Genomic DNA, 22526 nt, shown 5'->3' with positions numbered 1-22526 from the left:
CCGTGGCACCCATGCACCTCAGGCACTCGTTCGCCCCCCAACAGGCGGCGAACGTACGTACGTTCAGGCAGTTGCTGTCCTCCACCCGGCGCGGTGCCCGCCTCGCACGGCTGCTCGCCGCCGGAGAACTCCGCAGCTGGCAGATCCCGGACCCGGTCACGGAGCGTGCCGAGCAGGTCGTCGCGGAACTCGCCACCAACGCCGTATCGCACGGCAGCGTGCGCGGCCGGGACTTCCGGCTCGGGCTCCTCCTCGACCCGGCGGCGGCTCACCTGCGTATCGAGGTCACGGACGCTCGCGGCGAGCACCACCCTCGTCTCCGCCAGGACCTGCCCTGCGACAGCGAGTCCGGGCGGGGCCTCCTCCTCATCACCGCACTCGCCGACCACTGGGGCACCGAGCCCTACCCGCCGAGCGGCAAGACGGTCTGGGCGACCCTCGCTGTTCCGGCGACCGCCGCAGGCGACGGCGCCCCGCACGCCACTGGGCACTCCGGCCGACGGGACACTGCACAATGACCAGCGTGAGTGGAGACGAAGTGGACCTGGCCGACGCCCTGGGCACACGGGAGACACCGGCCCTGGAGTTCAAACGTTCCGCGAAACGGGAGGGCAAGCGTGGCGACGCCATCGGGAACGCGGTGTGCGCGATGGCCAACGACCTGTGCGGTCACGGAGGCGGCGACATCCTCATCGGCGTGGACGACGCGGGGCGCCCCGTGGATGATGTCGACACCGGCGACCGGGCGCTGTTGCGGCTCACCGACCTCGGCGCCGACGGCCGCATCCTGGACCGCCCCTCCCTCACCGTCGAGGCCGCCCGCTACCGGGGCAAACCCGTCATCCGGATCCACGTCGAGGCCAGCGCGACTCCTCCGGTCCGATTCGAAGGCGTCGTCTGGGTGCGCCCCGGGCCCACGACACGCAAGGCGAGCCGGGAGGACGAACGCGTCCTCTCCGAGCGCAGGCGCGCCAAGGACATGCCCTTCGACACCCGGCCGCTGGCCCTCGCGCACCGCGACGACCTCGACCTCGATGTGTTCGAGCGGGCCTACCTGCCCTCCATGGTGGCTCCCGAAGTCATCGAGGAGAACGGCCGCCCGATCGACATCCAGCTCTCCTCCCTCCATCTTCTGACACCGGACGGGCAACCCACAGCCTTGGGCATGCTCACGATCGGGCTCGATCCGGGGAGTTTCATCCCCGGCGCATACCTCCAGTTCGTCCGCTACCAAGGCACCGATCTGGACGCCGCCATCGCGGACGAGCAGGAGTTGCGACAGAATCTGGTGGGCCTGGCATCCCGGCTCGAACCGCTGCTGCGGAGCAATCTGCGTACCCGTCTCGTCGAGGACGGGTTCCGCGAGACCCCACAGCCGGACTATCCGCTGGAGGCCCTGCGCGAGGTCTGTATGAATGCGCTGATGCACCGCAACTACGAGACCTCTCACGCCCCCGTCCGTATCGCCTGGTTCGACGACAGGATCGAGGTGACCAATCCTGGCGGGCCCTTCGGGCAGGTACGGGAAGACAACTTCGACCGTGTCACCGACTACCGCAACCCCTCCCTCGCAGCCGCGATGAAGGGGCTCGGATATGTGAACCGATTCGGCCGCGGCGTCGGACGGATCCAGGCCTCTCTCCAGCGCAACGGCAACCCGCCCGCCGAGTTCCAGGTGGACGACTGGTCCTGGGCAGTCACCATGCGGAGGGACGCATGACCTCGATCGCGCTGTTCAACAACAAAGGCGGAGTCGGGAAGACCACACTGGCCTACCACCTGGCGCACATGATCCGCCGCATGGGGTACAGCGTGCTGGCCATCGATCTGGATCCGCAGGCCAATCTCACCTCCATGTGCCTGGAGGAGACCGAGATCGAGGAACTGTGGGAGAACCCCTCCGAACTCATCAACCAAGGCGCGGCACTCCAGGGGCTGCCTGGTACAGGGAGAGTGCGCAGCGGCCAGACGATCGCTGACGCCGTGCGCCCGATCCTGGAGGGAACCGGCGACATCGCGGCGATCGAGCCCGCCTGCTTGCAGCCTGGTCTCTGGCTGCTGCCGGGCAGCCTCGACCTGAGCCGTTTCGAGGACAAGCTGTCCAACGAATGGTCGCGCGCGTACGCGGGGGACGTCGCCGCGATCCGCACGTCCACCGCGTTCCACCGGATCGTCGAGCAGGCGAGGGTGTCCGTCGAAGCGGATGTGGTCCTCATCGATGTCGGGCCGAACCTCGGTGCCATCAACCGCGCCGCACTCATCACGGGCGACACAGTGCTGATGCCGCTCGCTGCGGACCTCTTCTCGTTGAAGGGCTTGAGCAACCTGGGGCCGACACTGCGGGAATGGCGCCGGGACTGGCAGAGCCTGGTGCTGCCGAGGGTGCCCGCCGGTATCTCGGCGCCGCAGGCGGAGATGCGGCCACTCGGCTATGTGATCATGCAGCCCGAGATGCGGCTCGACCGGCCCGTCAAAGCATACGAGCGGTGGCTCGAACGCATCCCTTGGGTGTACTCCGCCATGGTTCTGGGCGAGTCCCCACCCTCCCGTGACGACAGCAGTCACCGCATCGCGACCCTGCGCAACTACAGGAGTCTGATGCCACTGGCGCACGACGCGCGCAAACCGATGTTCGACCTGAGACCTGCGGACGGCGCTCTGGGCAGCACCCAGCAGTACGTCAAGACCTGCTACCGGGAATTCCGCGGGCTGGCCGAGGCAGTACTCGCAAGAGTCGACGCTCGGTCATGAGAGGGATTGTCACGGTACGACGACGTCGGCCCCCGGCGCATGTCGGGCGGTGTACGGGGCGCCCTAAGATGCCCGCATGAGCTTTGGGCAGGGGGGACCGGAGTGGGGTTCCCAGGGCGGACCCGGCTGGAACGCCGGGGGTTCCACAGGGCCGACACCGGACTGGGCGGCACTGGCCGAACAGGCCGAGCGCCGGCGCGCCCGGCGCCGCCGCTGGCTGATGGCGGGCGGCGGCGCGCTGGCCACGGCCGCGGTCGCGGGCATCGTCGCGGTGGCCGTCGTCAACGAGGACGGCTCGCAGGGCGCCTCGGACAAGCCGTCGAACTCCCTCCCGCCGTCCGAGAGCATCCCGGACGGCAGCAGCAAGCCGCCGGAGCCCACCTTCAAGGACGACCCGCCGCCTCCGCCGCCGCCGAAGGACTTCATCTCCGACGCCAAGCGCGACAAGGCCCCGCTCAGCGCTGCCACGCTCTTCCCGAACAAGAAGGTCACGATCAACGGCCGCGCCTACAAGCTGGCCAGGACCGACACCAGCAAGAACTGCGCCGAGGCCGCCCACGCGGGCCTGGGCCCGGTGCTGACCCGCAACGGCTGCGACACCCTCTACCGCGCCACCTACACCCGCGACGGGCTCGCGGTGACGGTGGGCATCGCCGTGTTCGAGAACACCAGGACGGCGAGCAGGGTCAAGGAGGGCTACCAGCCCAACCTCGTCGCCCTCCCCGGCGGCGGCGTCCCCGATTTCTGCCGCACCGTCACCTGCCGCACCACGGCCAACTCCCTGGGCCGGTACGCCTACTTCACCATCGCGGGCCGCACCGACGGCCAGGCCTCCGGCGCCGGTGACAAACAGGCCCAGCAGACCGCACTCGACGGCTCCAACTACGCCTACGCCCGCGTCCTGCAGCGTGGCCGCGCCCAGTCATCGCAGGCCGCGAAGGAGCCGGCGGACGGCTGACCGCGGCGGCAGCGGGGGGTGAGCAGCAGCCCGGCAGCGGCGGCAGCGGCGGGTCAGCAGCAGCCCGGCAGCGGCGGCAGCGTGCGCTTGTTGCGGGAGGCACGGTTGCGGGCCGCCAGTTCCTCGTCCGGCGGGTAGGCGACCTGCTCCAGGGTGAGCCCGTGCGGCCGCACCACGTGCACGGCCGAGTCCCGCACCCGCGCGGCCAGCACCTTCGCGGGCCACTCGGGCGGGCGGTGGCCGTCGCCGACGAAGAGCATGGCGCCCACCAGGGAGCGGACCATGTTGTGGCAGAACGCGTCCGCCTGCACCGTCGCCTCCAGGATCCCGTCCTCGCGGCGCACCCACTCCAGCCGCTGGAGCGTACGGATCGTCGTGGCGCCCTCGCGCTTCTTGCAGTACGCGGCGAAGTCGTGCTCCCCCAGCAGGCCCCGCGCGGCCTCGTTCATGGCGTCCACGTCCAGCGGCCAGTTGTGCCACAGCACATGGCCGCGCAGCAGCGGATCGGCGCCGCCGGGATGGTCGGTGACCCGGTAGGAGTAGCGGCGCCAGACGGCCGAGAACCGGGCGTCGAAGTGCGGGGGCGCCTCGCTGAGCCGCAGGACGCGGACGTCCATGGGAAGCCGCCCGGCGAGGCGGCGCAGCAGGTGCGCGCGGTGCTCGGCCCACACCTCGTCCGGCAGGTCCACGTGCGCCACCTGACCACGCGCGTGCACGCCCGCGTCGGTCCGCCCCGCCACGGTCAGCTCCGGCGTCTCGTCCCGCCGCAGGACGACGCGCAGCGCGTCCTCGATCTCACCCTGGACCGTGCGCTGCCCTTCCTTCTGCCGGGCCCACCCGGAAAACTCCCGCCCGTCATAGGCCACATCCAGCCGAATCCGCACCACGGCGACACCTCTCCAGAAGGTTGTGGGCAAGCGTGCCGCTGGGCGGCACCGGGGGCATCTCCCGGCCGGAGGCCGGGGGAGGGCACGACCGGCCCGCCCGCAAACGACAACAGAACGGGCCCACCCCGAAGGGCGGGCCCGCTCATGCCGGGTCAGTCTTCCTTGGACTCGCCCTCGGCGCCCTCGGCGGACTCCGCGGACTCGGCCTTGGTGGCGGCCTCGTCCTTGGCAGCACGCTTGGTGGCGGCCTCCGCCTCGCCGACCGCGGCCTGCTGCACCGTCAGCGGCTCGACCAGCTCGATGACCGCCATCGGGGCGTTGTCGCCACGACGCGGACCGATCTTGGTGATGCGGGTGTAGCCACCGGGACGGTTCTCGTACCGCGGGCCGATCTCGGTGAAGAGGGTGTGCACGACGCTCTTGTCGAGGATCGTGCGCATGACCTGGCGACGGTTGTGCAGGTCGCCCTTCTTCGCCTTGGTGATCAGGCGCTCGGCGACCGGACGCAGGCGGCGGGCCTTCGCCTCGGTCGTCGTGATGCGGCCGTGCTCGAACAGCGCGGTCGCCAGGTTGCCCAGCATCGCCTTCTGGTGCGCGGCGCTGCCGCCCAGACGGGGACCCTTGGTGGGCTTCGGCATGGTGCTCCTCCTTCGTTGTCACTGCACCGGCCGTATCAGGCACCGGCGGCAGTCCCGGCCGTGTCAGGTACCGGGGGTACGGCCCCGCGCCCTTGCGGCACGGGGGTGCGCCCCGTCAGGGGCGCGGGACGGAACCGATCTTCGGCTCCGCCGCGTGGGCGCGCCCCGGCCGGAGCCGGGCCCGCGGTCACCACACAGCTGTCGGTACCGAGCTCTCAGTACTGCTCGGTCTCGACGAACCCGGCGTCCGTGTCGTCGTCGGCGCCGAAGGCGTCCGCGGCGGCGGTCGGGTCGAATCCGGGAGGCGAGTCCTTCAGCGCCAGGCCCATGCCGGCCAGCTTCGCCTTGACCTCGTCGATCGACTTGGCACCGAAGTTGCGGATGTCCAGCAGGTCCGCCTCGGAACGGGCCACCAGCTCGCCCACCGAGTGGATGCCCTCACGCTTGAGGCAGTTGTAGGAGCGGACCGTCAGCTCCAGCTCCTCGATCGGCAGGGCCAGGTCGGCGGCCAGCGCCGCGTCCGTCGGGGACGGGCCCATGTCGATGCCCTCGGCGTCGACGTTCAGCTCGCGGGCCAGACCGAACAGCTCGACCAGGGTCTTGCCGGCCGACGCCATGGCGTCACGCGGCCGCATGGCCTGCTTGGTCTCGACGTCGACGATCAGCTTGTCGAAGTCGGTGCGCTGCTCGACACGGGTGGCCTCGACCTTGTAGGTCACCTTGAGGACGGGCGAGTAGATGGAGTCGACCGGGATACGGCCGATCTCCTGGCCCACCTGCTTGTTCTGCACGGCGGAGACGTAGCCGCGACCGCGCTCGACGGTCAGCTCCATCTCCAGCTTGCCCTTGGCGTTGAGCGTGGCCAGGACCAGGTCCGGGTTGTGCACCTCGACACCGGCCGGCGGCGCGATGTCCGCGGCGGTGACCAGGCCCGGGCCCTGCTTGCGCAGGTACATCACGACCGGCTCGTCGTGCTCGGAGGAGACGACGAGGGACTTGATGTTGAGGATCAGGTCGGTGACGTCCTCCTTGACGCCCGGCACGGTGGAGAACTCGTGCAGAACGCCGTCGATCCGGATGCTGGTCACAGCAGCGCCGGGGATCGAGGAGAGGAGCGTGCGACGAAGGGAGTTACCGAGGGTGTAGCCGAAGCCCGGCTCCAGCGGCTCGATCACGAACCGTGAGCGGAACTCGTCGACGACCTCTTCGGTCAGAGAGGGACGCTGAGCGATCAGCATGGGATGTGTGCCTCCAGTTTTCGGCAACCGCTATTTGATGCCGGTACTGCAAGGGTACGGGCGGTCCGGCCGGAACACCGCCGGGACCGCCCGCCCCTCCTTCTGCGAGCCGCGCCCGGATCACTCCGGGCACGCCCCGACGCCCACCCGAATTACTTCGAGTACAGCTCGACGATCAGCTGCTCCTGCACCTGGGTGTCGATCACCTGGCGCTCGGGCAGCGAGTGGACAAGGATCCGCAGCTTCGACGGGATGGCCTCCAGCCACGCCGGAACCGTCTTCTCGCCGGCCTCCGCGGCCGCCACCTGGAAGGGGGTCAGGCTGCGGGAGGACTCGCGGACCTCGATGATGTCGTTGACGGACACCCGCGCGGAGGGGATGTCGGTCTTCCGGCCGTTCAGCGTGATGTGGCCGTGCTTGACCAGCTGGCGGGCGTGGTCGCGGGACTTGGCGAAGCCGGCCCGGTACACGACGTTGTCGAGCCGGGTCTCCAGGATGCGGAGCAGGTTGTCACCCGTCTTGCCCGACATCCGGTTGGCCTCGTTGTAGTACCCGCGGAACTGCTTCTCCAGGACGCCGTAGATACGAGCGGCCTTCTGCTTCTCACGCTTCTGCAGCAGGTACTCGGAGTCCTTGGTGCGCCCGCGTCCGTGCTCACCCGGGGGGTAAGGACGGATCTCGATCGGGCACTTCGCGCTCTCGCACTTAGCTCCCTTGAGGAAGAGCTTCTGCTTCTCCCGACGGCAACGCTTGCAGTCGGCCCCGGTGTAACGCGCCATAGTTCTGGTGATCTCCTACTTCAGTTCTCAGACCCGGCGACGCTTCGGCGGGCGGCAGCCGTTGTGCGGGGTGGGGGTGACGTCCTGGATGGAGCCGACCTCCAGCCCGGTGGCCTGGAGGGAGCGGATCGCGGTCTCACGGCCGGAGCCGGGACCCTTGACGAAGACGTCGACCTTCCGCATGCCGTGCTCCTGCGCGCGGCGCGCCGCGTTCTCGGCGGCCATCTGCGCGGCGAACGGCGTCGACTTGCGCGAGCCCTTGAAGCCGACGTGGCCGGCCGAGGCCCAGGAGATCACGTTGCCGGTGGGGTCGGTGATCGAGACGATGGTGTTGTTGAACGTGCTCTTGATGTGAGCGTGCCCGTGGGCGACGTTCTTCTTCTCCTTGCGGCGCACCTTCTTGGCGCCGGCCGTACGGCCCTTCGGAGGCATATGGAAACTCCCGTGAGGTGGTCGGTCCTACAACGCGGACCGCTTGCAGCGTGTCCGGTGCGGACTACTTCTTGCCCGGCTTCTTCTTGCCGGCGATGGCGCGACGCGGGCCCTTACGGGTGCGGGCGTTGGTCTTGGTGCGCTGGCCGTGGACCGGGAGACCGCGCCGGTGGCGCAGACCCTCGTAGCAGCCGATCTCCACCTTGCGGCGGATGTCGGCCTGGATCTCACGGCGGAGGTCACCCTCGACGCGCAGGTTGTTGTCCACGTACTCGCGGAGCTTGACCAGCTCGTCCTCGGCCAGGTCCCGGACGCGGGTGTCCGGGTTGACCCCGGTCTCGCGCAGGGTCTGCTGGGCAAGGGTGCGGCCGATGCCGAAGACGTAGGTGAGGGCGACCTCGACGCGCTTCTCGCGCGGGAGGTCGACGCCAGCGAGGCGTGCCATGGATGTGGCTCCTGAGGATTTCGTCGGAGGTCTGCAGCAGTGCCGTTCCCGTCCCTGGCCTCTTCGGCCGGGAGGTTCCCGCTCGAAGAGCTCGGGGAGGGTCCCCGGCCTCCGACCGGGGGTGTCGGCACCGTCGGCGGTGCCGGGCCCTGCTTATGTGACTGTTGCTCGCGTCGCGCGAAGGAACTGCGAAAGGCAGGTCGTGTACGTCAGCCCTGGCGCTGCTTGTGGCGCAGGTTCTCGCAAATGACCATGACCCGGCCGTGGCGGCGGATCACCTTGCACTTGTCGCAGATCTTCTTGACGCTCGGCTTGACCTTCATGGTGTTGAGGTTCTCCGGGTCAGGCCGTTTCCCCACGGGCCCCTCGGGGTGCGGGAAGCCGGCACGATCTGTCGATCTACTTGTAGCGGTAGACGATCCGTCCGCGCGTCAGGTCGTAGGGAGACAGCTCCACCACGACCCTGTCGTCGGGAAGGATACGGATGTAGTGCATCCGCATCTTGCCGCTGATGTGCGCGAGGACCTGGTGCCCGTTCTGGAGCTCCACCTTGAACATCGCGTTCGGGAGAGACTCGACGACGGTGCCCTCGATCTCGATGGCCCCTTGTTTTTTGGCCATGCTTGAGCGCTTCACCTTCCGGGATCGGCTACCTGGGAGGCCCTGACTTCCCGACTGGCATACGGGTACACCGGGGCCGACGAGCCAGTCTACGACACACCGCCCCGCATGGCGAATCAGGGAGTATCCCCTGCGAAAGAGATCTTTACTCCCCCGCGGCATCCCGGCGAGCGGAACAGCGGAGCACAGCGGCACGGAAGAGGAGCGGAAAGCCTCAGCCCAGCGGGTCCGGCGCCGCCTCCACGCCCAGCTCGGCCAGCTTCGCGCGGCCCCCGTCGCGGGCCGTCAGCACCAGCGGCCCCTGCTCCGTCAGGGCGACGGAGTGCTCCCAGTGGGAGGACCAGGTGCCGTCGTTCGTCTTGACCGTCCACTCGTCCGAAAGGACGTGCGTCTTCGCCGTGCCCAGGCTCACCATCGGTTCGATGGCCAGGCACATCCCGGGCACCAGCTTGGGCCCCCGCCCCCGCCGCCGCTCGACGTAGTTCAGCAGGTGGGGCTCCATGTGCATCTGGGAGCCGATGCCGTGGCCGCCGTAGTCCTCGATGATCCCGTACCTGCCGCCCGAGGGGCGCGGCTGCCGCCGGATGTAGCTCTCGATCGCCTTGGAGATGTCGACCAGCCGGTTGCCCTTGCGCATGGCGGCGATCCCCGCCCACATGGACTCCTCGGTCACCCGGCTCAGCTCGCGCAGCTCAGCCGAGTGGCCCTCCCCCACGAAGACGGTCAGCGCGGCGTCGCCGTGCCAGCCGTCCACGATGGCGCCGGCGTCGATGGAGAGCAGGTCACCCGCCTTGAGGACGGTCTCCTTGCTGGGGATGCCGTGGACGACGACGTCGTTGACGGAGGTGCAGATGTTGCCGGGGAAGCCGCCGTAGCCCAGGAAATTCGGCTTCGCACCGTGATCGGCCAGCACCTTGGCCGCGACCTCGTCCAGGTCCTTGGTCGTCGCCCCGGGGACGGCCGCTGCCGCGCAGGCCTCGTGCATGGCGGCGACGACCAGCCCCGCCTCGCGCATCTTCGCGATCTGGTCCGGGGTCTTGATCTCCACCATGACGGCTTCCGCCTTCCCTGACCGGCGACCCTCGCCGGTAACGCACCGACTGCTGTTACTGCCCCCTCAAGTCTGCCAGCCCCGCCCCGGGGCCGGAGGCCGCGCCCGGGTGCCGGGGACGAGGGCCGCGCCCGGGGCGGGGGCGGACCCGGGGCGCGATGAGGGGGCCGGGCATCAGCCCGGCCCCCATGATCTTCCGGCCGCGACGGCGTGCGGCCACGGCACCACGGGTCGGGCCGCGTCGGTGGCGACGCGGCACGAGGGACCCGTCGTCAGTCGCGCCGCAGCGCGCTCATCGCCCGCTGCGTCACCTCGTCGACAGCGCCCAGCGCGGAGATGGTGGTCACCAGTCCCTGCGCCTTGTAGTGGTCGATGATCGGCTCGGTCTCGCTGTGGTAGACCTCCAGCCGCTTGCGGACGGTCTCCTCGCGGTCGTCCTCACGCTGGTACAGCTCGCCGCCGCACACGTCGCAGACGCCCGGGGTCTTGGGGGCCTTGTACTCGACGTGGAAAACGTGGCTGCTGTCGTTCCGGCAGATGCGCCGTCCGGCGATCCGCCGGACGACCTCGTCCTCGGGGACCTCCAGGTCGAGAACCGCGTCCAGCTTCTGGCCGGTCTCTTCCAGGTGGGCGTCCAGTGCCTGCGCCTGCGCGATGTTCCGCGGGAAGCCGTCGAGCAGGAAGCCGCCGCTCGCGTCCGGCTCCGCCATACGGCTCTTGGCCATCCCGATGGTGATCTCGTCCGGCACGAGCTGGCCGGCGCTCATGTACTCCTTGGCCTGCTGGCCGAGCGCGGTGCCCTGGCTCATGTTGGCGCGGAAGAGGTCACCCGTGGCGATGTGCGGAACGGCGAGGTTCTTGGCGAGGAAAGCCGCCTGTGTTCCCTTGCCCGCACCAGGGGGTCCGACGAGGACGATACGCATCAGCGGAGGAACCCTTCGTAATGGCGCTGCTGAAGCTGGCTCTCGATCTGCTTCACGGTCTCGAGACCGACGCCCACGATGATCAGGATGCTCGTTCCGCCGAACGGGAAGTTCTGGTTGGCGTTGAACATGATCAGCGCGACGGTCGGCACCAGTGCGATCAGACCCAGGTACAGAGAGCCGGGCCACGTGATGCGGTTCAGCACGTAGCTCAGGTACTCCGCGGTGGGACGACCAGCCCGGATGCCCGGGATGAAGCCACCATACTTCTTCATGTTGTCGGCCACTTCTTCGGGGTTGAAGGAGATGGCCACATAGAAGAAGGCGAAGAAGACGATCAGCAGGAAATAGGTCGCGATGTAGAGAGGGTGGTCACCCTTGACGAAATGCGCCTGAATCCACTGCGCCCAGCCCGCTTGCGAGCCGCTGAACTGCACGATCAGCGCCGGAATGTAGAGCAGCGACGACGCGAAGATGACGGGAATCACACCCGCCTGGTTGACCTTCAGCGGAATGTAGGTCGAGGTTCCGCCGTAACTCCGGCGTCCGATCATCCGCTTCGCGTACTGCACCGGAATACGGCGCTGTGCCTGCTCCACGAAGACCACGAGGGCGACCATCGCCAGGCCGCAGACGATCACGGCGCCGAACTCGATCCAGCCGTCGGCCAGCTTGCCCTGCTTCTTGATGGCCCACAGCGCACCGGGGAAACCAGCCGCGATGGAGACGAACATCAGGATGGACATGCCGTTGCCGATGCCGCGGTCGGTGATCAGCTCACCGAGCCACATGATCAGACAGGTGCCGGCGGTCATGGTGATGACCATCACGATGGTCTTGAAGATCGACTGGTCGGGGATGATCTGGCTGGCGACGCTGCAGTTCTGGAAGAGGGTGCCGCTGCGTGCGGTGGCGACCAGGCCGGTGGCCTGGAGGATCGCGAGCGCGACGGTCAGATAGCGCGTGTACTGGGTGATCTTCGCCTGTCCGGCCTGCCCCTCCTTCTTCAGCGCCTCCAGTCGCGGAATGACCACGACCAGCAGCTGCAGGATGATGCTCGCCGTGATGTACGGCATGATCCCGAGCGCGAAGATGGTGATCTGGAGCAGCGCGCCGCCGCTGAACATGTTGACCAGGCCGAAGAGGCCCTGCGCGCCCTTGGCCTCGTCCATACAGGCTTGGACGTTCTCATAGCTGACGCCCGGCACCGGGACGTGCGCTCCGATACGGAAGAGCACCATGATGCCGAGCGTGAAGAGCAGCTTCTTGCGCAGGTCGGGCGTCTGGAACGCCCGGGCGAACGCGGTGAGCACGGTGCCTCCTGCGCCCCCCGCGGTCTACTGGCGCGAGAGGTGACGGTCTTGAGGTTCGACAGATATCAACAGTGGATGCCACCTTACCGGCGACTCCACCACCTAGAAACGACCAACCGGGCAAACGACCAGCCGGGGATGCCCCATTGGGACATCCCCGGCCTGTCGTTCACCTGGCCAACGAACTCAGAGGAGTTCGGTGACGGTGCCGCCGGCGGCGGTGATCTTCTCCTTGGCGGAGCCGGAGACCTTGTCGACGGTCACCGTCAGCGCCACCGAGATGTCACCGGAGCCGAGCACCTTGACCAGCTCGTTCTTGCGCACAGCGCCCTTGGCGACCAGGTCGGCCACCGTGACCTCGCCACCCTCGGGGTAGAGCGCGGCCAGCTTGTCCAGGTTCACCACCTGGAACTGCTTGTGCGCCGGGTTGTTGAAGCCCTTCAGCTTGGGCAGCCGCATGTGCAGCGGCATCTGCCCGCCCTCGAAGCGCTCCGGAACCTGGTACCGGGCCTTGGTGCCCTTGGTGCCACGGCCGGCCGTCTTGCCCTTGGAGGCCTCACCGCGACCCACACGGGTCTTGGCGGTCTTGGCGCCCGGGGCCGGACGGAGGTTGTGGACCTTCAGGGGGTTGGCCGAGGACTCAGCCATCTCAGTCGACCTCCTCGACCGTCACGAGGTGGCGCACGGTGTGCACCTGACCGCGCACGACGGCGCTGTCCTCGCGGACGGTCACATCGTTGACGCGCTTGAGACCCAGGGTCCGCAGCGTGTCACGGTGGTTCTGCTTGGTCCCGATGACGGAACGGGTCTGCGTGATCTTCAGGCGAGCCATTACGCGCTCACCCCTGCACGCGCCCGCAGCAGAGCGGCGGGAGCCACGTCCTCGAGCGGCAGACCACGGCGGGCCGCGATCTCCTCCGGGCGCTGGAGCCCGCGGAGCGCCGCCACCGTGGCGTGCACGATGTTGATCGGGTTCGACGAGCCGAGCGACTTGCTCAGCACGTCGTGGATGCCCGCGCACTCCAGCACGGCACGCACCGGGCCACCGGCGATCACACCGGTACCGGGCGAGGCCGGCTTGAGCAGCACGACACCCGCGGCCTCCTCACCCTGGATCGGGTGCGGAATGGTGCCCTGGATGCGCGGGACCTTGAAGAAGTGCTTCTTGGCCTCCTCCACACCCTTGGCGATGGCGGCCGGCACCTCCTTGGCCTTGCCGTATCCGACACCCACGGTGCCGTCGCCGTCGCCCACCACGACCAGCGCGGTGAAGCTGAAGCGACGACCACCCTTCACAACCTTGGCGACACGGTTGATCGCGACGACGCGCTCAACGTACGCGGTCTTCTCGGCGGCAGCGCCGCCGTCCCGGCCCTTACGGTCCCGCCGCTCGCCGCCACCGGCGCCGCCACCGCGGCGCTGGGGTCCAGCCATTGGAATTACCTCTCTCGTTTAACGTCCGCTTGCAGGACCGTTCTCAGAACTTGAGCCCGGCCTCGCGGGCGGCGTCGGCCAGAGCGGCAATCCGCCCTGCGTACTTGTTGCCACCGCGGTCGAACACGACAGCCTCGATGCCCGCGGCCTTGGCTCGCTCGGCGACCAGGGCGCCGACCCGCTGGGCCTGCGCGCTCTTGTCGCCCTCGCCACCGCGCACGGAGCTGTCCAGGTGGGACGCCGAGGCCAGCGTGTGGCCGACGGTGTCGTCGATCACCTGGGCGGTGATGCCGCGGTTGGTGCGCGTCACCACAAGACGGGGGCGCTCGGGGGTGCCCGAGACCTTCTTGCGGATGCGGATGTGACGGCGCTTGGCGGCGGCGCGCTTGTAGGCGTCGCCCTTAGCGATCTTCACGCCGTATGCCATGGCTTACTTACCAGCCTTTCCGACCTTGCGGCGGATGACCTCGCCCGCGTACTTCACGCCCTTGGCCTTGTAGGGGTCGGGCCTCCGCAGCTTGCGGATCTTCGCGGCGACCTCGCCGACCCGCTGCTTGTCGATGCCCTCGACCGTGAACTTGGTCGGGGACTCGACCTTGAAGGAGATGCCCTCGGGGGCCTCCACCAGGATCGGGTGGCTGTAGCCCAGGGAGAACTCCAGGTTGGAGCCCTTGGCCTGGACGCGGTAGCCGACACCGCTGATCTCGAGGTCCTTGCTGAATCCCTGGGTCACGCCAGTGATCATGTTCGCCACCAGCGTGCGGGACAGACCGTGCAGGGCCTTGTTCCGGCTCTCGTCGTTGGGGCGGGAGACGACGAGAACGCCGTCCTCGCCCTTGGCGATCTCGATGGGCGCGGCAACGGTGTGCGAAAGGGAACCCTTGGGGCCCTTCACCGCGACCGTCTGGCCATCGATGGTGACGTCCACACCGGCGGGAACCTGGATGGGGAGCTTGCCGATACGCGACATTGCTTTACCTCCGTTCCCTTCCGTTACCAGACGTAGGCGAGGACTTCCCCGCCCACGCCCTTCTTCTGCGCCTGCTTGTCGGTGAGCAGACCGTGCGACGTGGAGATGATCGCCACGCCGAGGCCGCCGAGCACCTTCGGCAGGTTGGTGGACTTTGCGTAGACCCGCAGACCCGGCTTCGAGATCCGCTTGATGCCGGCGATCGAGCGCTCGCGGTTCGGGCCGAACTTCAGCTCGAGGACGAGGTTCTTGCCGACCTTGGCGTCCTCGGTCCTCCAGCCGGTGATGTAGCCCTCCTGCTGGAGGATCTCCGCGATGTGCGACTTGATCTTGCTGTGCGGCATCTCCACGGTGTCGTGGTACGCCGAGTTCGCGTTCCGCAGACGCGTGAGCATGTCTGCGATCGGATCGGTCATGGTCATGTGATGGCCTTCGGCCTCTCTCGCCGGGGTTTCCCTGTATGCGTCGTCCCTCTCCCCGTCCGCCGGCCTGATGGCCGACGACGGGACGGGTGCGTCGCGGGGGACCTACGGCGTAGTAAGCGACTTTTCAGCTTACCGAGAGATCCCGGACTCCCTCGATAAGGGTTACCAGGAGCTCTTGGTCACGCCCGGCAGCTCGCCACGGTGCGCCATCTCACGAAGGCACACGCGGCACAGGCCGAACTTGCGGTAGACGGAGTGGGGACGGCCGCAGCGCTGGCAGCGCGTGTAGGCACGCACCGAGAACTTCGGCTTGCGGCTGGCCTTGGAGATCAGAGCCTTCTTCGCCATGGTCAGTTCTCCTTGAACGGGAAGCCGAGGTGACGAAGCAGGGCGCGGCCCTCGTCGTCGTTGGTCGCCGTGGTGACCACGGTGATGTCCATGCCCCGGACCCGGTCGATCTTGTCCTGGTCGATCTCGTGGAACATGACCTGCTCCGTGAGACCGAAGGTGTAGTTGCCCCGTCCGTCGAACTGCTTGGGCGACAGACCGCGGAAGTCGCGGATGCGCGGCAGCGCGAGGGACAGCAGGCGGTCCAGGAACTCCCACATCCGGTCGCCGCGCAGCGTCACGTGGGCGCCGATCGGCTGACCCTCGCGCAGCTTGAACTGCGCGATGGACTTGCGGGCCTTGGTGACGGCCGGCTTCTGGCCGGTGATCGTGGCGAGGTCCTTGATGGCACCCTCGATCAGCTTGGAGTCGCGGGCGGCGTCGCCCACACCCATGTTGACCACGATCTTGGTCAGACCGGGGATCCGCATGACGTTGTCGTAGGAGAACTCCTCCTGGAGCTTCCCCTGGATCTCTTCCCGGTAGCGCTGCTTCAGGCGGGGGGCCTGAGTGGTGGTGGCAGTCATCAGATGTCCTCACCGGTCCGCTTGGCAACGCGGATCTTGTTGCCGTCCTCGTCGAAGCGGTACCCGACGCGGGTGGTGACCTTCTTGCCGTCCTTCTCCACGACCAGCTGCACATTGCTGACATGGATCGGGGCCTCGGTCGTCACGATGCCGCCGGTCTTCGAACCGCGAGCCGTCTGACCGGCCTTGGTGTGCTTCTTGACCCGGTTGACACCCTCGACCAGGACGCGGTCCTCGCGCGGCATGGCCTTGATGACCTTGCCCTGCTTGCCCTTGTCCTTGCCGGTGATGACCTGAACCAGGTCGCCCTTCTTGATCTTCATGGTCACAGCACCTCCGGCGCGAGCGAGATGATCTTCATGAACTTCTTCTCGCGCAGCTCGCGGCCCACCGGACCGAAGATACGGGTGCCGCGAGGGTCACCGTCGTTCTTGAGGATGACGGCGGCGTTCTCGTCGAACCGGATGTACGAACCGTCCGGGCGGCGGCGCTCCTTGACGGTGCGCACGATGACGGCCTTGACGATGTCGCCCTTCTTCACGTTCCCGCCCGGGATCGCGTCCTTGACGGTAGCGACAATGACGTCACCGATGCCCGCGTAGCGCCGGCCCGAGCCACCGAGAACACGGATGGTGAGGATCTCCTTGGCACCCGTGTTGTCGGCGACGCGAAGCCGGGACTCCTGCTGGATCACGTCTATCTCCTGTATGTCTGCCGGTTCCCGGCAGGGGCTCCCTCAGCGGGCGGCCCCTGCCGAGCCTGGCGGAACGAACCTTGAAGCCCGGGTGGGCTTCAAGGAGTTACTTGGCCTTCTCGAGGATCTCGACGATGCGCCAGCGCTTGGTGGCGGACAGCGGCCGGGTCTCCATCAGGAGGACGCGGTCGCCGACACCGGCAGCGTTCTGCTCGTCGTGCGCCTTGAGCTTGTTGGTACGGCGGATGACCTTGCCGTACAGCGCGTGCTTGACGCGGTCCTCGACAGCGACGACGACGGTCTTGTCCATCTTGTCGCTGACGACCAGGCCCTCGCGGGTCTTGCGGAAGCCGCGCTGCGTCTTGTTCTCAGTCACGTTCGTCTCGCTCATCAGGCGCTCTCCACCGTCTCGATGCCCAGCTCGCGCTCACGCATCAGGGTGTAGATCCGGGCGATGTCCTTGCGGACGGCCTTGAGCCGGCCGTGGTTCTCGAGCTGCCCGGTCGCCGCCTGGAAGCGGAGGTTGAACAGCTCTTCCTTGGCTTCGCGGAGCTTGGAGACAAGCTCCTCGTCGCCCAGCTCGCGCAGCTCGGACGCCTTGGTTCCGGCCGCCATCACGCGTCACCTGCCTCGCGCCGCACGATGCGGCACTTCATCGGAAGCTTGTGAGCAGCGCGGGTGAGCGCCTCACGAGCAATCTTCTCGTTCGGGTAGGACAGCTCGAACATCACGCGCCCCGGCTTGACGTTCGCGACCCACCACTCCGGCGAACCCTTACCGGAACCCATGCGGGTCTCGGCGGGCTTCTTGGTCAGCGGGCGGTCCGGGTAGATGTTGATCCACACCTTGCCACCGCGCTTGATGTGACGCGTCATGGAGATACGAGCTGCCTCGATCTGCCGGTTGGTCACATAGGCGCCGGTGACGGCCTGGATCCCGTACTCGCCGAAGGCGACCTCGGTACCACCCTTGGCCATACCCGTGCGCTTCGGGTGGTGCTGCTTACGGTGCTTGACCCTGCGCGGGATCAGCATGGGTCAGCTCTCCTTTCCAGAAGCGCTCGGCTCGGCAGCAGCACCGGCGGGCGCGACGGACTCCGCCTTGGGAGCCTCGGCGCCGCCCTGGCCGCCCTGCTGCTGCGGCTTGCGGCCACGACGCTCGCCGCCCCGGCCACGGGGACGGTCGTTGCCGCCACGCGACGGGCGGTTGCCCGCACGGGCCGCGGCGTTCTCGGCGCGCACCTCAGCGATGTTCTTGACGTCGCCCTTGTAGATCCACACCTTCACACCGATGCGGCCGAAGGTCGTCCGGGCCTCGAAGAAGCCGTAGTCGACGTTGGCGCGCAGGGTGTGCAGCGGCACGCGACCCTCGCGGTAGAACTCCGAGCGCGACATCTCGGCACCGCCGAGGCGGCCGCCGCACTGGATCTTGATGCCCTTGGCACCGGCCTTCATCGCCGTCTGCATGCTCTTGCGCATGGCGCGGCGGAAGGAGACCCGGGAGGACAGCTGCTCGGCGACCGCCTGGGCCACGAGCTGCGCGTCCGTCTCGGGGTTCTTCACCTCGAGGATGTTGAACTGGATCTGCTTGCCGGTCAGCTTCTCCAGGTTGCCGCGCAGCCGGTCGGCCTCGGCGCCGCGGCGGCCGATGACGATGCCCGGGCGGGCGGTGTGGACGTCGACGCGGACGCGGTCACGCGTGCGCTCGATCTCCACCTTGGAGATGCCGGCCCGCTCCATGCCCTGGGTGAGCATGCGGCGGATGGCGACGTCTTCCTTGACGTAGTCCTTGTAGAGCTTGTCGGCATACCAGCGCGACTTGAAGTCGGTGGTGACGCCGAGCCGGAACCCGTGCGGGTTTACCTTCTGGCCCATTACCGGGTTCCTTCCTTGCTGCTCACGACCACGGTGATGTGGCTCGTCCGCTTACGGATCCGGTAGGCGCGGCCCTGCGCGCGCGGCCGGAACCGCTTCAGGGTCGGGCCCTCGTCGACGTATGCCTCGGAGATGTAGAGGCTGTCGACGTCGGTGTGGTCGTAGTTGTGCGCGGCGTTGGCAATGGCGCTGTCCAGCACCTTGCCCACCGGCACGCTCGCGGCCTGCGGGGCGAAACGCAGGACCGCCTGAGCCTCCGTGGCGTTCATGCCACGGACAAGGTCCACCACCCGGCGGGCCTTCATGGGCGTGACGCGCACGTAGCGCGCGGAGGCCCTGGCTTCCATGGTTGTCCCTTCGGTGTCAGTCATTGGTCAACACACCCGCTCAGCGGCGACGCGACTTGCGGTCTTCCTTCACGTGGCCACGGAAGGTGCGGGTCGGCGCGAACTCGCCGAGCTTGTGGCCGACCATCGACTCGGTGACGAACACCGGGACGTGCTTGCGGCCGTCGTGCACCGCGATCGTGTGGCCCAGCATGGCCGGGACGATCATCGAGCGGCGGGACCAGGTCTTGATGACGTTCTTGGTGCCGGCTTCGTTCTGCGCGTCCACCTTCTTGGCGAGGTGGTCGTCGACGAAGGGCCCCTTCTTGAGACTGCGCGGCATCTAAAACCCGCCTCCTAGCGCTTCTTGTTCGTCTTGCGGCGGCGGACGATGTACTTGTTGCTGGCCTTCTTCGGCGAGCGCGTACGGCCCTCCTTCTGACCCCACGGGGAGACCGGGTGGCGGCCACCGGAGGTACGGCCCTCACCACCACCGTGCGGGTGGTCGATCGGGTTCATGACCACACCGCGGACGGTCGGGCGGACGCCCTTCCAGCGCATGCGGCCGGCCTTGCCCCAGTTGATGTTCGACTGCTCGGCGTTGCCGACCTCGCCGACGGTGGCGCGGCAGCGGACGTCGACCAGCCGGATCTCGCCGGAGGGCATACGGAGGTGGGCCATGCGGCCCTCCTTCGCCAGCAGCTGCACCGAAGCACCGGCGGAGCGGGCGAACTTGGCGCCGCCGCCCGGCTTCAGCTCGATAGCGTGGATCGTCGTACCGACCGGGATGAAGCGCAGCGGCAGGTTGTTGCCCGGCTTGATGTCGGCGCCCTGGCCGTTCTCGATCCGGTCGCCCTGCTGGACGCCGCGGGGGGCGAGGATGTAGCGCTTCTCGCCGTCCGCGTAGTGCAGCAGCGCGATGCGCGCGGTGCGGTTCGGGTCGTACTCGATGTGCGCGACCTTCGCGGGCACGCCGTCCTTGTCGTGCCGACGGAAGTCGATGACACGGTAGGCGCGCTTGTGGCCACCGCCCTGGTGGCGGGCGGTCACACGGCCGGCGTTGTTACGGCCACCCTTGCTGTGCAGCGGGCGGACCAGCGACTTCTCCGGCGTGGACCGCGTGATCTCGACGAAGTCGGCGACGCTGGCGCCACGACGGCCAGGAGTCGTCGGCTTGTACTTGCGGATACCCATTTCTCAGTCCTCGGAATGTTCCGGACTTCAGAACAACCCCGCCCCCGTCAGGAGGCCGGGCCGCCGAAGATGTCGATTCGGTCGCCCTCGACAAGGGTCACGATGGCGCGCTTGGTGTCGGCGCGCTTGCCGTAACCGGTGCGGGTGCGCTTGCGCTTGCCCTGACGGTTGATCGTGTTGACCCCGGCGACCTTGACCGAGAAGACCTCTTCCACGGCCTGCTTGATCTGGGTCTTGTTCGCACGCGGGTCGACGATGAACGTGTACTTGTTCTCGTCCAGCAGCGCGTAGCTCTTCTCCGAGACGACCGGCCGGATCAGCAGGTCGCGCGGGTCCGAGAAGACCTTGCTCGGGTCGGCGGGCGCGATCGGGCCCGGGCCCTCGGCAGCCCGGCGGGCGGCCTTGGCGACGCGGGCGGCCTTCGCGGCCTTCGCTGCCTTGGAGGCGATGCTCGGGTGTCGCGTAGCCATCAGGCGTCGCTCCCTTCGGTGTGGGCCTTCGGGCCAGCAACGAAGGACTCCAGCGCGGCCTTGGTGAAGACCACGTCGTCGGAGACGAGCACGTCGTAGGTGTTGAGCTGGCCCGGCTCCAGGATGTGGACCTGGGGCAGGTTGCGGGCGGACAGCCAGGTCTGCTCGTCACTGCGCTCGGCGACGAGCAGCACGTGCTTGCGCTCGCTGACCTTGCCCAGCAGCGCCTTGGCCGCCTTGGTGGAGACCTCGCCGTCGACCACGCCGGACACGACGTGGACGCGGCCGTGGCGGGCCCGGTCGGAGAGGGCACCGCGCAGCGCGGCGGCCTTCATCTTCTTCGGGGTCCGCTGCGAGTAGTCGCGCGGCACGGGGCCGTGCACGACGCCACCGCCGGCGAACTGCGGAGCGCGGACCGAACCCTGACGGGCGCGGCCGGTGCCCTTCTGGCGGTACGGCTTCTTGCCGCCGCCGCGGACCTCACCGCGGGTCTTGGTCTTGTGCGTGCCCTGGCGGGCAGCGGCCAGCTGGGCGACGACGACCTGGTGGATCAGCGGAACGCTGACCTGCGCGTCGAAGATCTCCGCGGGGAGCTCGACGGTCCCGGTCTTCTCGCCGGCCGGCGAAAGGATGTCAATGGTGCTCATCGGTTCCTCAGGCCCCCTTGGCCGCGGTACGGACCAGGACGAGGCCGCCGTTCGGACCGGGGACTGCGCCCTTGATGAGCAGCAGGCCCTTCTCCGCGTCAACGGCGTGGACGGTCAGGTTCTGGGTGGTGACCCGCTCGTTGCCCATCCGGCCGGCCATGCGGGTGCCCTTGAAGACACGGCCCGGGGTGGCGCAGCCACCGATGGCGCCCGGCTTGCGGTGCACGCGGTGGGCACCGTGCGAAGCCTTGCCGCCGTGGAAGCCGTGGCGCTTCATGCCGCCGGCGAAGCCCTTGCCCTTCGACTTGCCGGTCACATCCACCTTGACGCCGGCCTCGAAGGTGTCCGCGCCCAGCTCCTGGCCGAGCGTGTACTCGGAGGCGTCGGCGGTGCGGATCTCCACCAGGTGGCGGCGGGGGGTGACGTCGGCCTTGGCGAAGTGGCCCTTGAGGGGCTTGTTCACCTTGCGCGGGTCGATCTCGCCGAAGGCGATCTGGACGGCCTCGTAGCCGTCCCTGTCTGCGGTGCGGACCTGGGTCACCACGTTCGGCCCGGTCTTGACGACGGTCACGGGAACGACACGGTTGTTCTCGTCCCAGACCTGGGTCATGCCGAGCTTCTCGCCCAGGACGCCCTTGATCTGCTTAGCCATCTTCTTCCCGCACCCCTCAGAGCTTGATCTCGATGTCGACGCCGGCCGGGAGGTCCAGGCGCATCAGCGAGTCAACGGTCTTGGGCGTCGGGTCGAGGATGTCGATCAGACGCTTGTGGGTGCGCATCTCGAAGTGCTCGCGCGAGTCCTTGTACTTGTGCGGCGACTTGATGACGCAGTACACGTTCTTCTCTGTGGGCAGCGGCACCGGGCCGGCGACCGACGCGCCAGTACGGGTCACCGTCTCGACGATCTTCTTCGCCGAGTTGTCGATGACCTCGTGGTCGTAGGCCTTGAGCCTGATGCGGATCTTCTGTCCCGCCATGGCTACTTCGTAGTCCTGTCTCTCGTCACGCTCTGGAACCCATGGGCTCCGCCCCTTCACCCGCCGACCCACGCGGTCGGGCGTGTCGGCTTCCTTCTCGTACGTGTCCGCACGAGCACCCCTCGGAGCCGTACCGGCCGGAAGGCCGTACGGTTCCTCGGAGAAGCCGCAGGGAAGCAGCGTTCCGTTTGAGGAGGAAGCCGGGGGAGAAACCCACCGGGTGCCTGGTTGGAAGCCCCTCCTACGCTTCCCGGAAGATTCCCGTACTTCCGCCCCTGATGAGGGGCGACGAATACGTTGGGACTCGCTTCCGGTCCTCCCGGCGGGAGGCGCGCAGCATCGGCACTCAACCGAGCAACCTGGACAGTGTGCCATAGCCGGATTGGCGCGCGCCAATCCGGGCATTATCACGGGTCGGGCCCGTGCCCGCGCCCCTCCCACCCGGGGACGCGTCCCGCGCCTCCGTCCCACTGAGCGGCGGCGATGACCTTGCGTGATCATGCGATCACGTGCGTACGTTTGTCGTCCGTCGCTGTCGGGGACATGCCGGGACGAAGGGGTGGGG

36 protein-coding genes are annotated in these 22526 nt (G+C 68.2%); 4 read left to right on the top strand and 32 right to left on the bottom strand.

Annotated elements, in window-relative coordinates; genetic code table 11:
- Positions 1 to 11: 11 nt before the first annotated feature.
- From FM076_RS20155 to FM076_RS20140, 4 genes are all read left to right on the top strand, one after another.
- On the top strand, positions 12 to 518 hold the full coding sequence (locus FM076_RS20155) for an ATP-binding protein (RefSeq protein WP_173872382.1): 507 nt from the start codon (positions 12 to 14) through the stop codon (positions 516 to 518).
- Positions 515 to 1720, top strand: a complete 1206-nt coding sequence (locus FM076_RS20150; protein ID WP_173872381.1) for an ATP-binding protein — start codon at positions 515 to 517, stop codon at positions 1718 to 1720. Before FM076_RS20155 ends, FM076_RS20150 begins: the two co-directional genes overlap by 4 nt.
- A complete protein-coding gene (locus FM076_RS20145; RefSeq protein WP_173872380.1) occupies positions 1717 to 2751 on the top strand; it encodes a ParA family protein in 1035 nt (344 codons plus the stop codon). The genes FM076_RS20150 and FM076_RS20145 overlap by 4 nt, the downstream gene beginning before the upstream one ends.
- Positions 2752 to 2827: 76 nt before the next feature.
- Entirely contained in the window at positions 2828 to 3709 is an 882-nt protein-coding gene (locus tag FM076_RS20140) for a hypothetical protein (RefSeq protein ID WP_173872379.1), read from the top strand.
- Between the two features lie 53 nt (positions 3710 to 3762).
- Here FM076_RS20140 and truA read toward each other — a convergent pair whose 3' ends face one another.
- The 32 genes from truA to rpsJ form a co-directional block, all read right to left on the bottom strand.
- The gene (truA, locus tag FM076_RS20135) at positions 3763 to 4593 is read right to left on the bottom strand and encodes a tRNA pseudouridine(38-40) synthase TruA (RefSeq protein WP_173874880.1); all 831 of its coding nucleotides are present in this window, start codon (positions 4591 to 4593) and stop codon (positions 3763 to 3765) included.
- Positions 4594 to 4748: 155 nt separating this feature from the next.
- On the bottom strand, positions 4749 to 5234 hold the full coding sequence (gene rplQ, locus FM076_RS20130) for a 50S ribosomal protein L17 (RefSeq protein WP_173872378.1): 486 nt from the start codon (positions 5232 to 5234) through the stop codon (positions 4749 to 4751).
- A 215-nt stretch (positions 5235 to 5449) separates the two neighbouring features.
- Positions 5450 to 6472, bottom strand: coding sequence for a DNA-directed RNA polymerase subunit alpha (locus FM076_RS20125; protein ID WP_173872377.1), 1023 nt, complete (start codon positions 6470 to 6472; stop codon positions 5450 to 5452).
- A gap of 152 nt (positions 6473 to 6624) precedes the next feature.
- Positions 6625 to 7251, bottom strand: a complete 627-nt coding sequence (gene rpsD, locus FM076_RS20120; protein WP_173872376.1) for a 30S ribosomal protein S4 — start codon at positions 7249 to 7251, stop codon at positions 6625 to 6627.
- A gap of 27 nt (positions 7252 to 7278) precedes the next feature.
- Positions 7279 to 7683, bottom strand: coding sequence for a 30S ribosomal protein S11 (rpsK, locus tag FM076_RS20115; RefSeq protein ID WP_016473404.1), 405 nt, complete (start codon positions 7681 to 7683; stop codon positions 7279 to 7281).
- Between the two features lie 64 nt (positions 7684 to 7747).
- Positions 7748 to 8128: a 30S ribosomal protein S13 gene (rpsM, locus tag FM076_RS20110; RefSeq protein WP_173872375.1), complete on the bottom strand. Its 381-nt coding sequence runs from the start codon at positions 8126 to 8128 to the stop codon at positions 7748 to 7750.
- 209 nt (positions 8129 to 8337) lie between these two features.
- On the bottom strand, positions 8338 to 8451 hold the full coding sequence (gene rpmJ / locus FM076_RS20105; RefSeq protein ID WP_009740505.1) for a 50S ribosomal protein L36: 114 nt from the start codon (positions 8449 to 8451) through the stop codon (positions 8338 to 8340).
- 76 nt (positions 8452 to 8527) lie between these two features.
- Positions 8528 to 8749: a translation initiation factor IF-1 gene (infA, locus tag FM076_RS20100; RefSeq protein ID WP_003948620.1), complete on the bottom strand. Its 222-nt coding sequence runs from the start codon at positions 8747 to 8749 to the stop codon at positions 8528 to 8530.
- A 214-nt stretch (positions 8750 to 8963) separates the two neighbouring features.
- Positions 8964 to 9800: a type I methionyl aminopeptidase gene (map, locus tag FM076_RS20095; RefSeq protein ID WP_173872374.1), complete on the bottom strand. Its 837-nt coding sequence runs from the start codon at positions 9798 to 9800 to the stop codon at positions 8964 to 8966.
- A 272-nt stretch (positions 9801 to 10072) separates the two neighbouring features.
- A complete protein-coding gene (locus FM076_RS20090) occupies positions 10073 to 10723 on the bottom strand; it encodes an adenylate kinase (RefSeq protein WP_173872373.1) in 651 nt (216 codons plus the stop codon).
- A complete protein-coding gene (gene secY / locus FM076_RS20085; protein ID WP_173872372.1) occupies positions 10723 to 12036 on the bottom strand; it encodes a preprotein translocase subunit SecY in 1314 nt (437 codons plus the stop codon). The genes FM076_RS20090 and secY overlap by 1 nt, the downstream gene beginning before the upstream one ends.
- A gap of 186 nt (positions 12037 to 12222) precedes the next feature.
- Entirely contained in the window at positions 12223 to 12684 is a 462-nt protein-coding gene (gene rplO / locus FM076_RS20080) for a 50S ribosomal protein L15 (RefSeq protein WP_016473409.1), read from the bottom strand.
- A gap of 1 nt (position 12685) precedes the next feature.
- Entirely contained in the window at positions 12686 to 12868 is a 183-nt protein-coding gene (rpmD, locus tag FM076_RS20075) for a 50S ribosomal protein L30 (protein ID WP_173872371.1), read from the bottom strand.
- Positions 12868 to 13470 (bottom strand): 30S ribosomal protein S5, encoded by a 603-nt coding sequence (rpsE, locus tag FM076_RS20070; RefSeq protein WP_016473411.1) that lies wholly within the window; start codon positions 13468 to 13470, stop codon positions 12868 to 12870. The genes rpmD and rpsE overlap by 1 nt, the downstream gene beginning before the upstream one ends.
- Positions 13471 to 13513: 43 nt before the next feature.
- Complete coding sequence (rplR, locus tag FM076_RS20065; RefSeq protein WP_173872370.1) at positions 13514 to 13897, bottom strand: 50S ribosomal protein L18; 384 nt, start codon at positions 13895 to 13897, stop codon at positions 13514 to 13516.
- 3 nt (positions 13898 to 13900) lie between these two features.
- The gene (gene rplF, locus FM076_RS20060) at positions 13901 to 14440 is read right to left on the bottom strand and encodes a 50S ribosomal protein L6 (protein ID WP_173872369.1); all 540 of its coding nucleotides are present in this window, start codon (positions 14438 to 14440) and stop codon (positions 13901 to 13903) included.
- Positions 14441 to 14463: 23 nt separating this feature from the next.
- Positions 14464 to 14862 carry a 30S ribosomal protein S8 gene (gene rpsH, locus FM076_RS20055; protein WP_016473414.1) on the bottom strand — a complete coding sequence of 133 codons (399 nt, stop codon included), beginning with the start codon at positions 14860 to 14862 and terminating at the stop codon, positions 14464 to 14466.
- Positions 14863 to 15027: 165 nt separating this feature from the next.
- A complete protein-coding gene (locus FM076_RS20050) occupies positions 15028 to 15213 on the bottom strand; it encodes a type Z 30S ribosomal protein S14 (RefSeq protein ID WP_016473415.1) in 186 nt (61 codons plus the stop codon).
- Positions 15214 to 15215: 2 nt separating this feature from the next.
- On the bottom strand, positions 15216 to 15779 hold the full coding sequence (gene rplE, locus FM076_RS20045) for a 50S ribosomal protein L5 (RefSeq protein WP_173872368.1): 564 nt from the start codon (positions 15777 to 15779) through the stop codon (positions 15216 to 15218).
- Positions 15779 to 16102 (bottom strand): 50S ribosomal protein L24, encoded by a 324-nt coding sequence (gene rplX / locus FM076_RS20040; protein WP_173872367.1) that lies wholly within the window; start codon positions 16100 to 16102, stop codon positions 15779 to 15781. The genes rplE and rplX overlap by 1 nt, the downstream gene beginning before the upstream one ends.
- Before the next feature lie 2 nt (positions 16103 to 16104).
- Positions 16105 to 16473, bottom strand: coding sequence for a 50S ribosomal protein L14 (gene rplN, locus FM076_RS20035; protein ID WP_016473418.1), 369 nt, complete (start codon positions 16471 to 16473; stop codon positions 16105 to 16107).
- A gap of 106 nt (positions 16474 to 16579) precedes the next feature.
- Complete coding sequence (gene rpsQ, locus FM076_RS20030; RefSeq protein ID WP_016473419.1) at positions 16580 to 16864, bottom strand: 30S ribosomal protein S17; 285 nt, start codon at positions 16862 to 16864, stop codon at positions 16580 to 16582.
- On the bottom strand, positions 16864 to 17088 hold the full coding sequence (gene rpmC / locus FM076_RS20025; RefSeq protein ID WP_016473420.1) for a 50S ribosomal protein L29: 225 nt from the start codon (positions 17086 to 17088) through the stop codon (positions 16864 to 16866). Before rpmC ends, rpsQ begins: the two co-directional genes overlap by 1 nt.
- Positions 17088 to 17507, bottom strand: a complete 420-nt coding sequence (rplP, locus tag FM076_RS20020; protein ID WP_099883477.1) for a 50S ribosomal protein L16 — start codon at positions 17505 to 17507, stop codon at positions 17088 to 17090. Before rplP ends, rpmC begins: the two co-directional genes overlap by 1 nt.
- Before the next feature lie 3 nt (positions 17508 to 17510).
- Positions 17511 to 18347: a 30S ribosomal protein S3 gene (gene rpsC / locus FM076_RS20015; protein WP_173872366.1), complete on the bottom strand. Its 837-nt coding sequence runs from the start codon at positions 18345 to 18347 to the stop codon at positions 17511 to 17513.
- A complete protein-coding gene (gene rplV / locus FM076_RS20010; RefSeq protein ID WP_099883475.1) occupies positions 18347 to 18694 on the bottom strand; it encodes a 50S ribosomal protein L22 in 348 nt (115 codons plus the stop codon). Before rplV ends, rpsC begins: the two co-directional genes overlap by 1 nt.
- A 40-nt stretch (positions 18695 to 18734) precedes the next feature.
- Positions 18735 to 19016, bottom strand: a complete 282-nt coding sequence (gene rpsS, locus FM076_RS20005) for a 30S ribosomal protein S19 (RefSeq protein ID WP_016473424.1) — start codon at positions 19014 to 19016, stop codon at positions 18735 to 18737.
- Between the two features lie 14 nt (positions 19017 to 19030).
- On the bottom strand, positions 19031 to 19867 hold the full coding sequence (rplB, locus tag FM076_RS20000; protein WP_173872365.1) for a 50S ribosomal protein L2: 837 nt from the start codon (positions 19865 to 19867) through the stop codon (positions 19031 to 19033).
- Positions 19868 to 19914: 47 nt separating this feature from the next.
- The gene (rplW, locus tag FM076_RS19995; RefSeq protein ID WP_016473426.1) at positions 19915 to 20337 is read right to left on the bottom strand and encodes a 50S ribosomal protein L23; all 423 of its coding nucleotides are present in this window, start codon (positions 20335 to 20337) and stop codon (positions 19915 to 19917) included.
- Positions 20337 to 20984 carry a 50S ribosomal protein L4 gene (rplD, locus tag FM076_RS19990; RefSeq protein ID WP_173872364.1) on the bottom strand — a complete coding sequence of 216 codons (648 nt, stop codon included), beginning with the start codon at positions 20982 to 20984 and terminating at the stop codon, positions 20337 to 20339. Before rplD ends, rplW begins: the two co-directional genes overlap by 1 nt.
- A 7-nt stretch (positions 20985 to 20991) precedes the next feature.
- Positions 20992 to 21636: a 50S ribosomal protein L3 gene (gene rplC / locus FM076_RS19985; protein WP_173872363.1), complete on the bottom strand. Its 645-nt coding sequence runs from the start codon at positions 21634 to 21636 to the stop codon at positions 20992 to 20994.
- 16 nt (positions 21637 to 21652) lie between these two features.
- Positions 21653 to 21961, bottom strand: coding sequence for a 30S ribosomal protein S10 (gene rpsJ / locus FM076_RS19980; RefSeq protein WP_016473429.1), 309 nt, complete (start codon positions 21959 to 21961; stop codon positions 21653 to 21655).
- Between the last annotated feature and the right edge of the window lie 565 nt (positions 21962 to 22526).

The organism is Streptomyces albus subsp. chlorinus, from assembly GCF_013302895.1.
In the GTDB taxonomy this organism is placed as follows: Bacteria; Actinomycetota; Actinomycetes; order Streptomycetales; family Streptomycetaceae; genus Streptomyces; species Streptomyces chlorinus.
Note: the sequence above shows the minus strand (reverse complement) of the source record. Positions and strands in the feature narration are given on the sequence as shown.

Bases quoted from the DNA above. Each gene is read 5' to 3' on its own strand.
- FM076_RS20155 (WP_173872382.1), top strand. From the start codon at position 12: ATGCACCTCAGGCACTCGTTCGCCCCCCAACAGGCGGCGAACGTACGT.
- FM076_RS20150 (WP_173872381.1), top strand. From the start codon at position 515: ATGACCAGCGTGAGTGGAGACGAAGTGGACCTGGCCGACGCCCTGGGC.
- FM076_RS20145 (WP_173872380.1), top strand. From the start codon at position 1,717: ATGACCTCGATCGCGCTGTTCAACAACAAAGGCGGAGTCGGGAAGACC.
- FM076_RS20140 (WP_173872379.1), top strand. From the start codon at position 2,828: ATGAGCTTTGGGCAGGGGGGACCGGAGTGGGGTTCCCAGGGCGGACCC.
- rplQ (WP_173872378.1), bottom strand. From the start codon at position 5,234: ATGCCGAAGCCCACCAAGGGTCCCCGTCTGGGCGGCAGCGCCGCGCAC.
- FM076_RS20125 (WP_173872377.1), bottom strand. From the start codon at position 6,472: ATGCTGATCGCTCAGCGTCCCTCTCTGACCGAAGAGGTCGTCGACGAG.
- rpsD (WP_173872376.1), bottom strand. From the start codon at position 7,251: ATGGCGCGTTACACCGGGGCCGACTGCAAGCGTTGCCGTCGGGAGAAG.
- rpsK (WP_016473404.1), bottom strand. From the start codon at position 7,683: ATGCCTCCGAAGGGCCGTACGGCCGGCGCCAAGAAGGTGCGCCGCAAG.
- rpsM (WP_173872375.1), bottom strand. From the start codon at position 8,128: ATGGCACGCCTCGCTGGCGTCGACCTCCCGCGCGAGAAGCGCGTCGAG.
- rpmJ (WP_009740505.1), bottom strand. From the start codon at position 8,451: ATGAAGGTCAAGCCGAGCGTCAAGAAGATCTGCGACAAGTGCAAGGTG.
- infA (WP_003948620.1), bottom strand. From the start codon at position 8,749: ATGGCCAAAAAACAAGGGGCCATCGAGATCGAGGGCACCGTCGTCGAG.
- map (WP_173872374.1), bottom strand. From the start codon at position 9,800: ATGGTGGAGATCAAGACCCCGGACCAGATCGCGAAGATGCGCGAGGCG.
- FM076_RS20090 (WP_173872373.1), bottom strand. From the start codon at position 10,723: ATGCGTATCGTCCTCGTCGGACCCCCTGGTGCGGGCAAGGGAACACAG.
- rplO (WP_016473409.1), bottom strand. From the start codon at position 12,684: ATGGCTGAGTCCTCGGCCAACCCCCTGAAGGTCCACAACCTCCGTCCG.
- rpmD (WP_173872371.1), bottom strand. From the start codon at position 12,868: ATGGCTCGCCTGAAGATCACGCAGACCCGTTCCGTCATCGGGACCAAG.
- rpsE (WP_016473411.1), bottom strand. From the start codon at position 13,470: ATGGCTGGACCCCAGCGCCGCGGTGGCGGCGCCGGTGGCGGCGAGCGG.
- rplR (WP_173872370.1), bottom strand. From the start codon at position 13,897: ATGGCATACGGCGTGAAGATCGCTAAGGGCGACGCCTACAAGCGCGCC.
- rplF (WP_173872369.1), bottom strand. From the start codon at position 14,440: ATGTCGCGTATCGGCAAGCTCCCCATCCAGGTTCCCGCCGGTGTGGAC.
- rpsH (WP_016473414.1), bottom strand. From the start codon at position 14,862: ATGACCATGACCGATCCGATCGCAGACATGCTCACGCGTCTGCGGAAC.
- FM076_RS20050 (WP_016473415.1), bottom strand. From the start codon at position 15,213: ATGGCGAAGAAGGCTCTGATCTCCAAGGCCAGCCGCAAGCCGAAGTTC.
- rplE (WP_173872368.1), bottom strand. From the start codon at position 15,779: ATGACTGCCACCACCACTCAGGCCCCCCGCCTGAAGCAGCGCTACCGG.
- rplX (WP_173872367.1), bottom strand. From the start codon at position 16,102: ATGAAGATCAAGAAGGGCGACCTGGTTCAGGTCATCACCGGCAAGGAC.
- rpsQ (WP_016473419.1), bottom strand. From the start codon at position 16,864: ATGAGCGAGACGAACGTGACTGAGAACAAGACGCAGCGCGGCTTCCGC.
- rpmC (WP_016473420.1), bottom strand. From the start codon at position 17,088: ATGGCGGCCGGAACCAAGGCGTCCGAGCTGCGCGAGCTGGGCGACGAG.
- rplP (WP_099883477.1), bottom strand. From the start codon at position 17,507: ATGCTGATCCCGCGCAGGGTCAAGCACCGTAAGCAGCACCACCCGAAG.
- rpsC (WP_173872366.1), bottom strand. From the start codon at position 18,347: ATGGGCCAGAAGGTAAACCCGCACGGGTTCCGGCTCGGCGTCACCACC.
- rplV (WP_099883475.1), bottom strand. From the start codon at position 18,694: ATGGAAGCCAGGGCCTCCGCGCGCTACGTGCGCGTCACGCCCATGAAG.
- rpsS (WP_016473424.1), bottom strand. From the start codon at position 19,016: ATGCCGCGCAGTCTCAAGAAGGGGCCCTTCGTCGACGACCACCTCGCC.
- rplB (WP_173872365.1), bottom strand. From the start codon at position 19,867: ATGGGTATCCGCAAGTACAAGCCGACGACTCCTGGCCGTCGTGGCGCC.
- rplW (WP_016473426.1), bottom strand. From the start codon at position 20,337: ATGGCTACGCGACACCCGAGCATCGCCTCCAAGGCAGCGAAGGCCGCG.
- rplD (WP_173872364.1), bottom strand. From the start codon at position 20,984: ATGAGCACCATTGACATCCTTTCGCCGGCCGGCGAGAAGACCGGGACC.
- rplC (WP_173872363.1), bottom strand. From the start codon at position 21,636: ATGGCTAAGCAGATCAAGGGCGTCCTGGGCGAGAAGCTCGGCATGACC.
- rpsJ (WP_016473429.1), bottom strand. From the start codon at position 21,961: ATGGCGGGACAGAAGATCCGCATCAGGCTCAAGGCCTACGACCACGAG.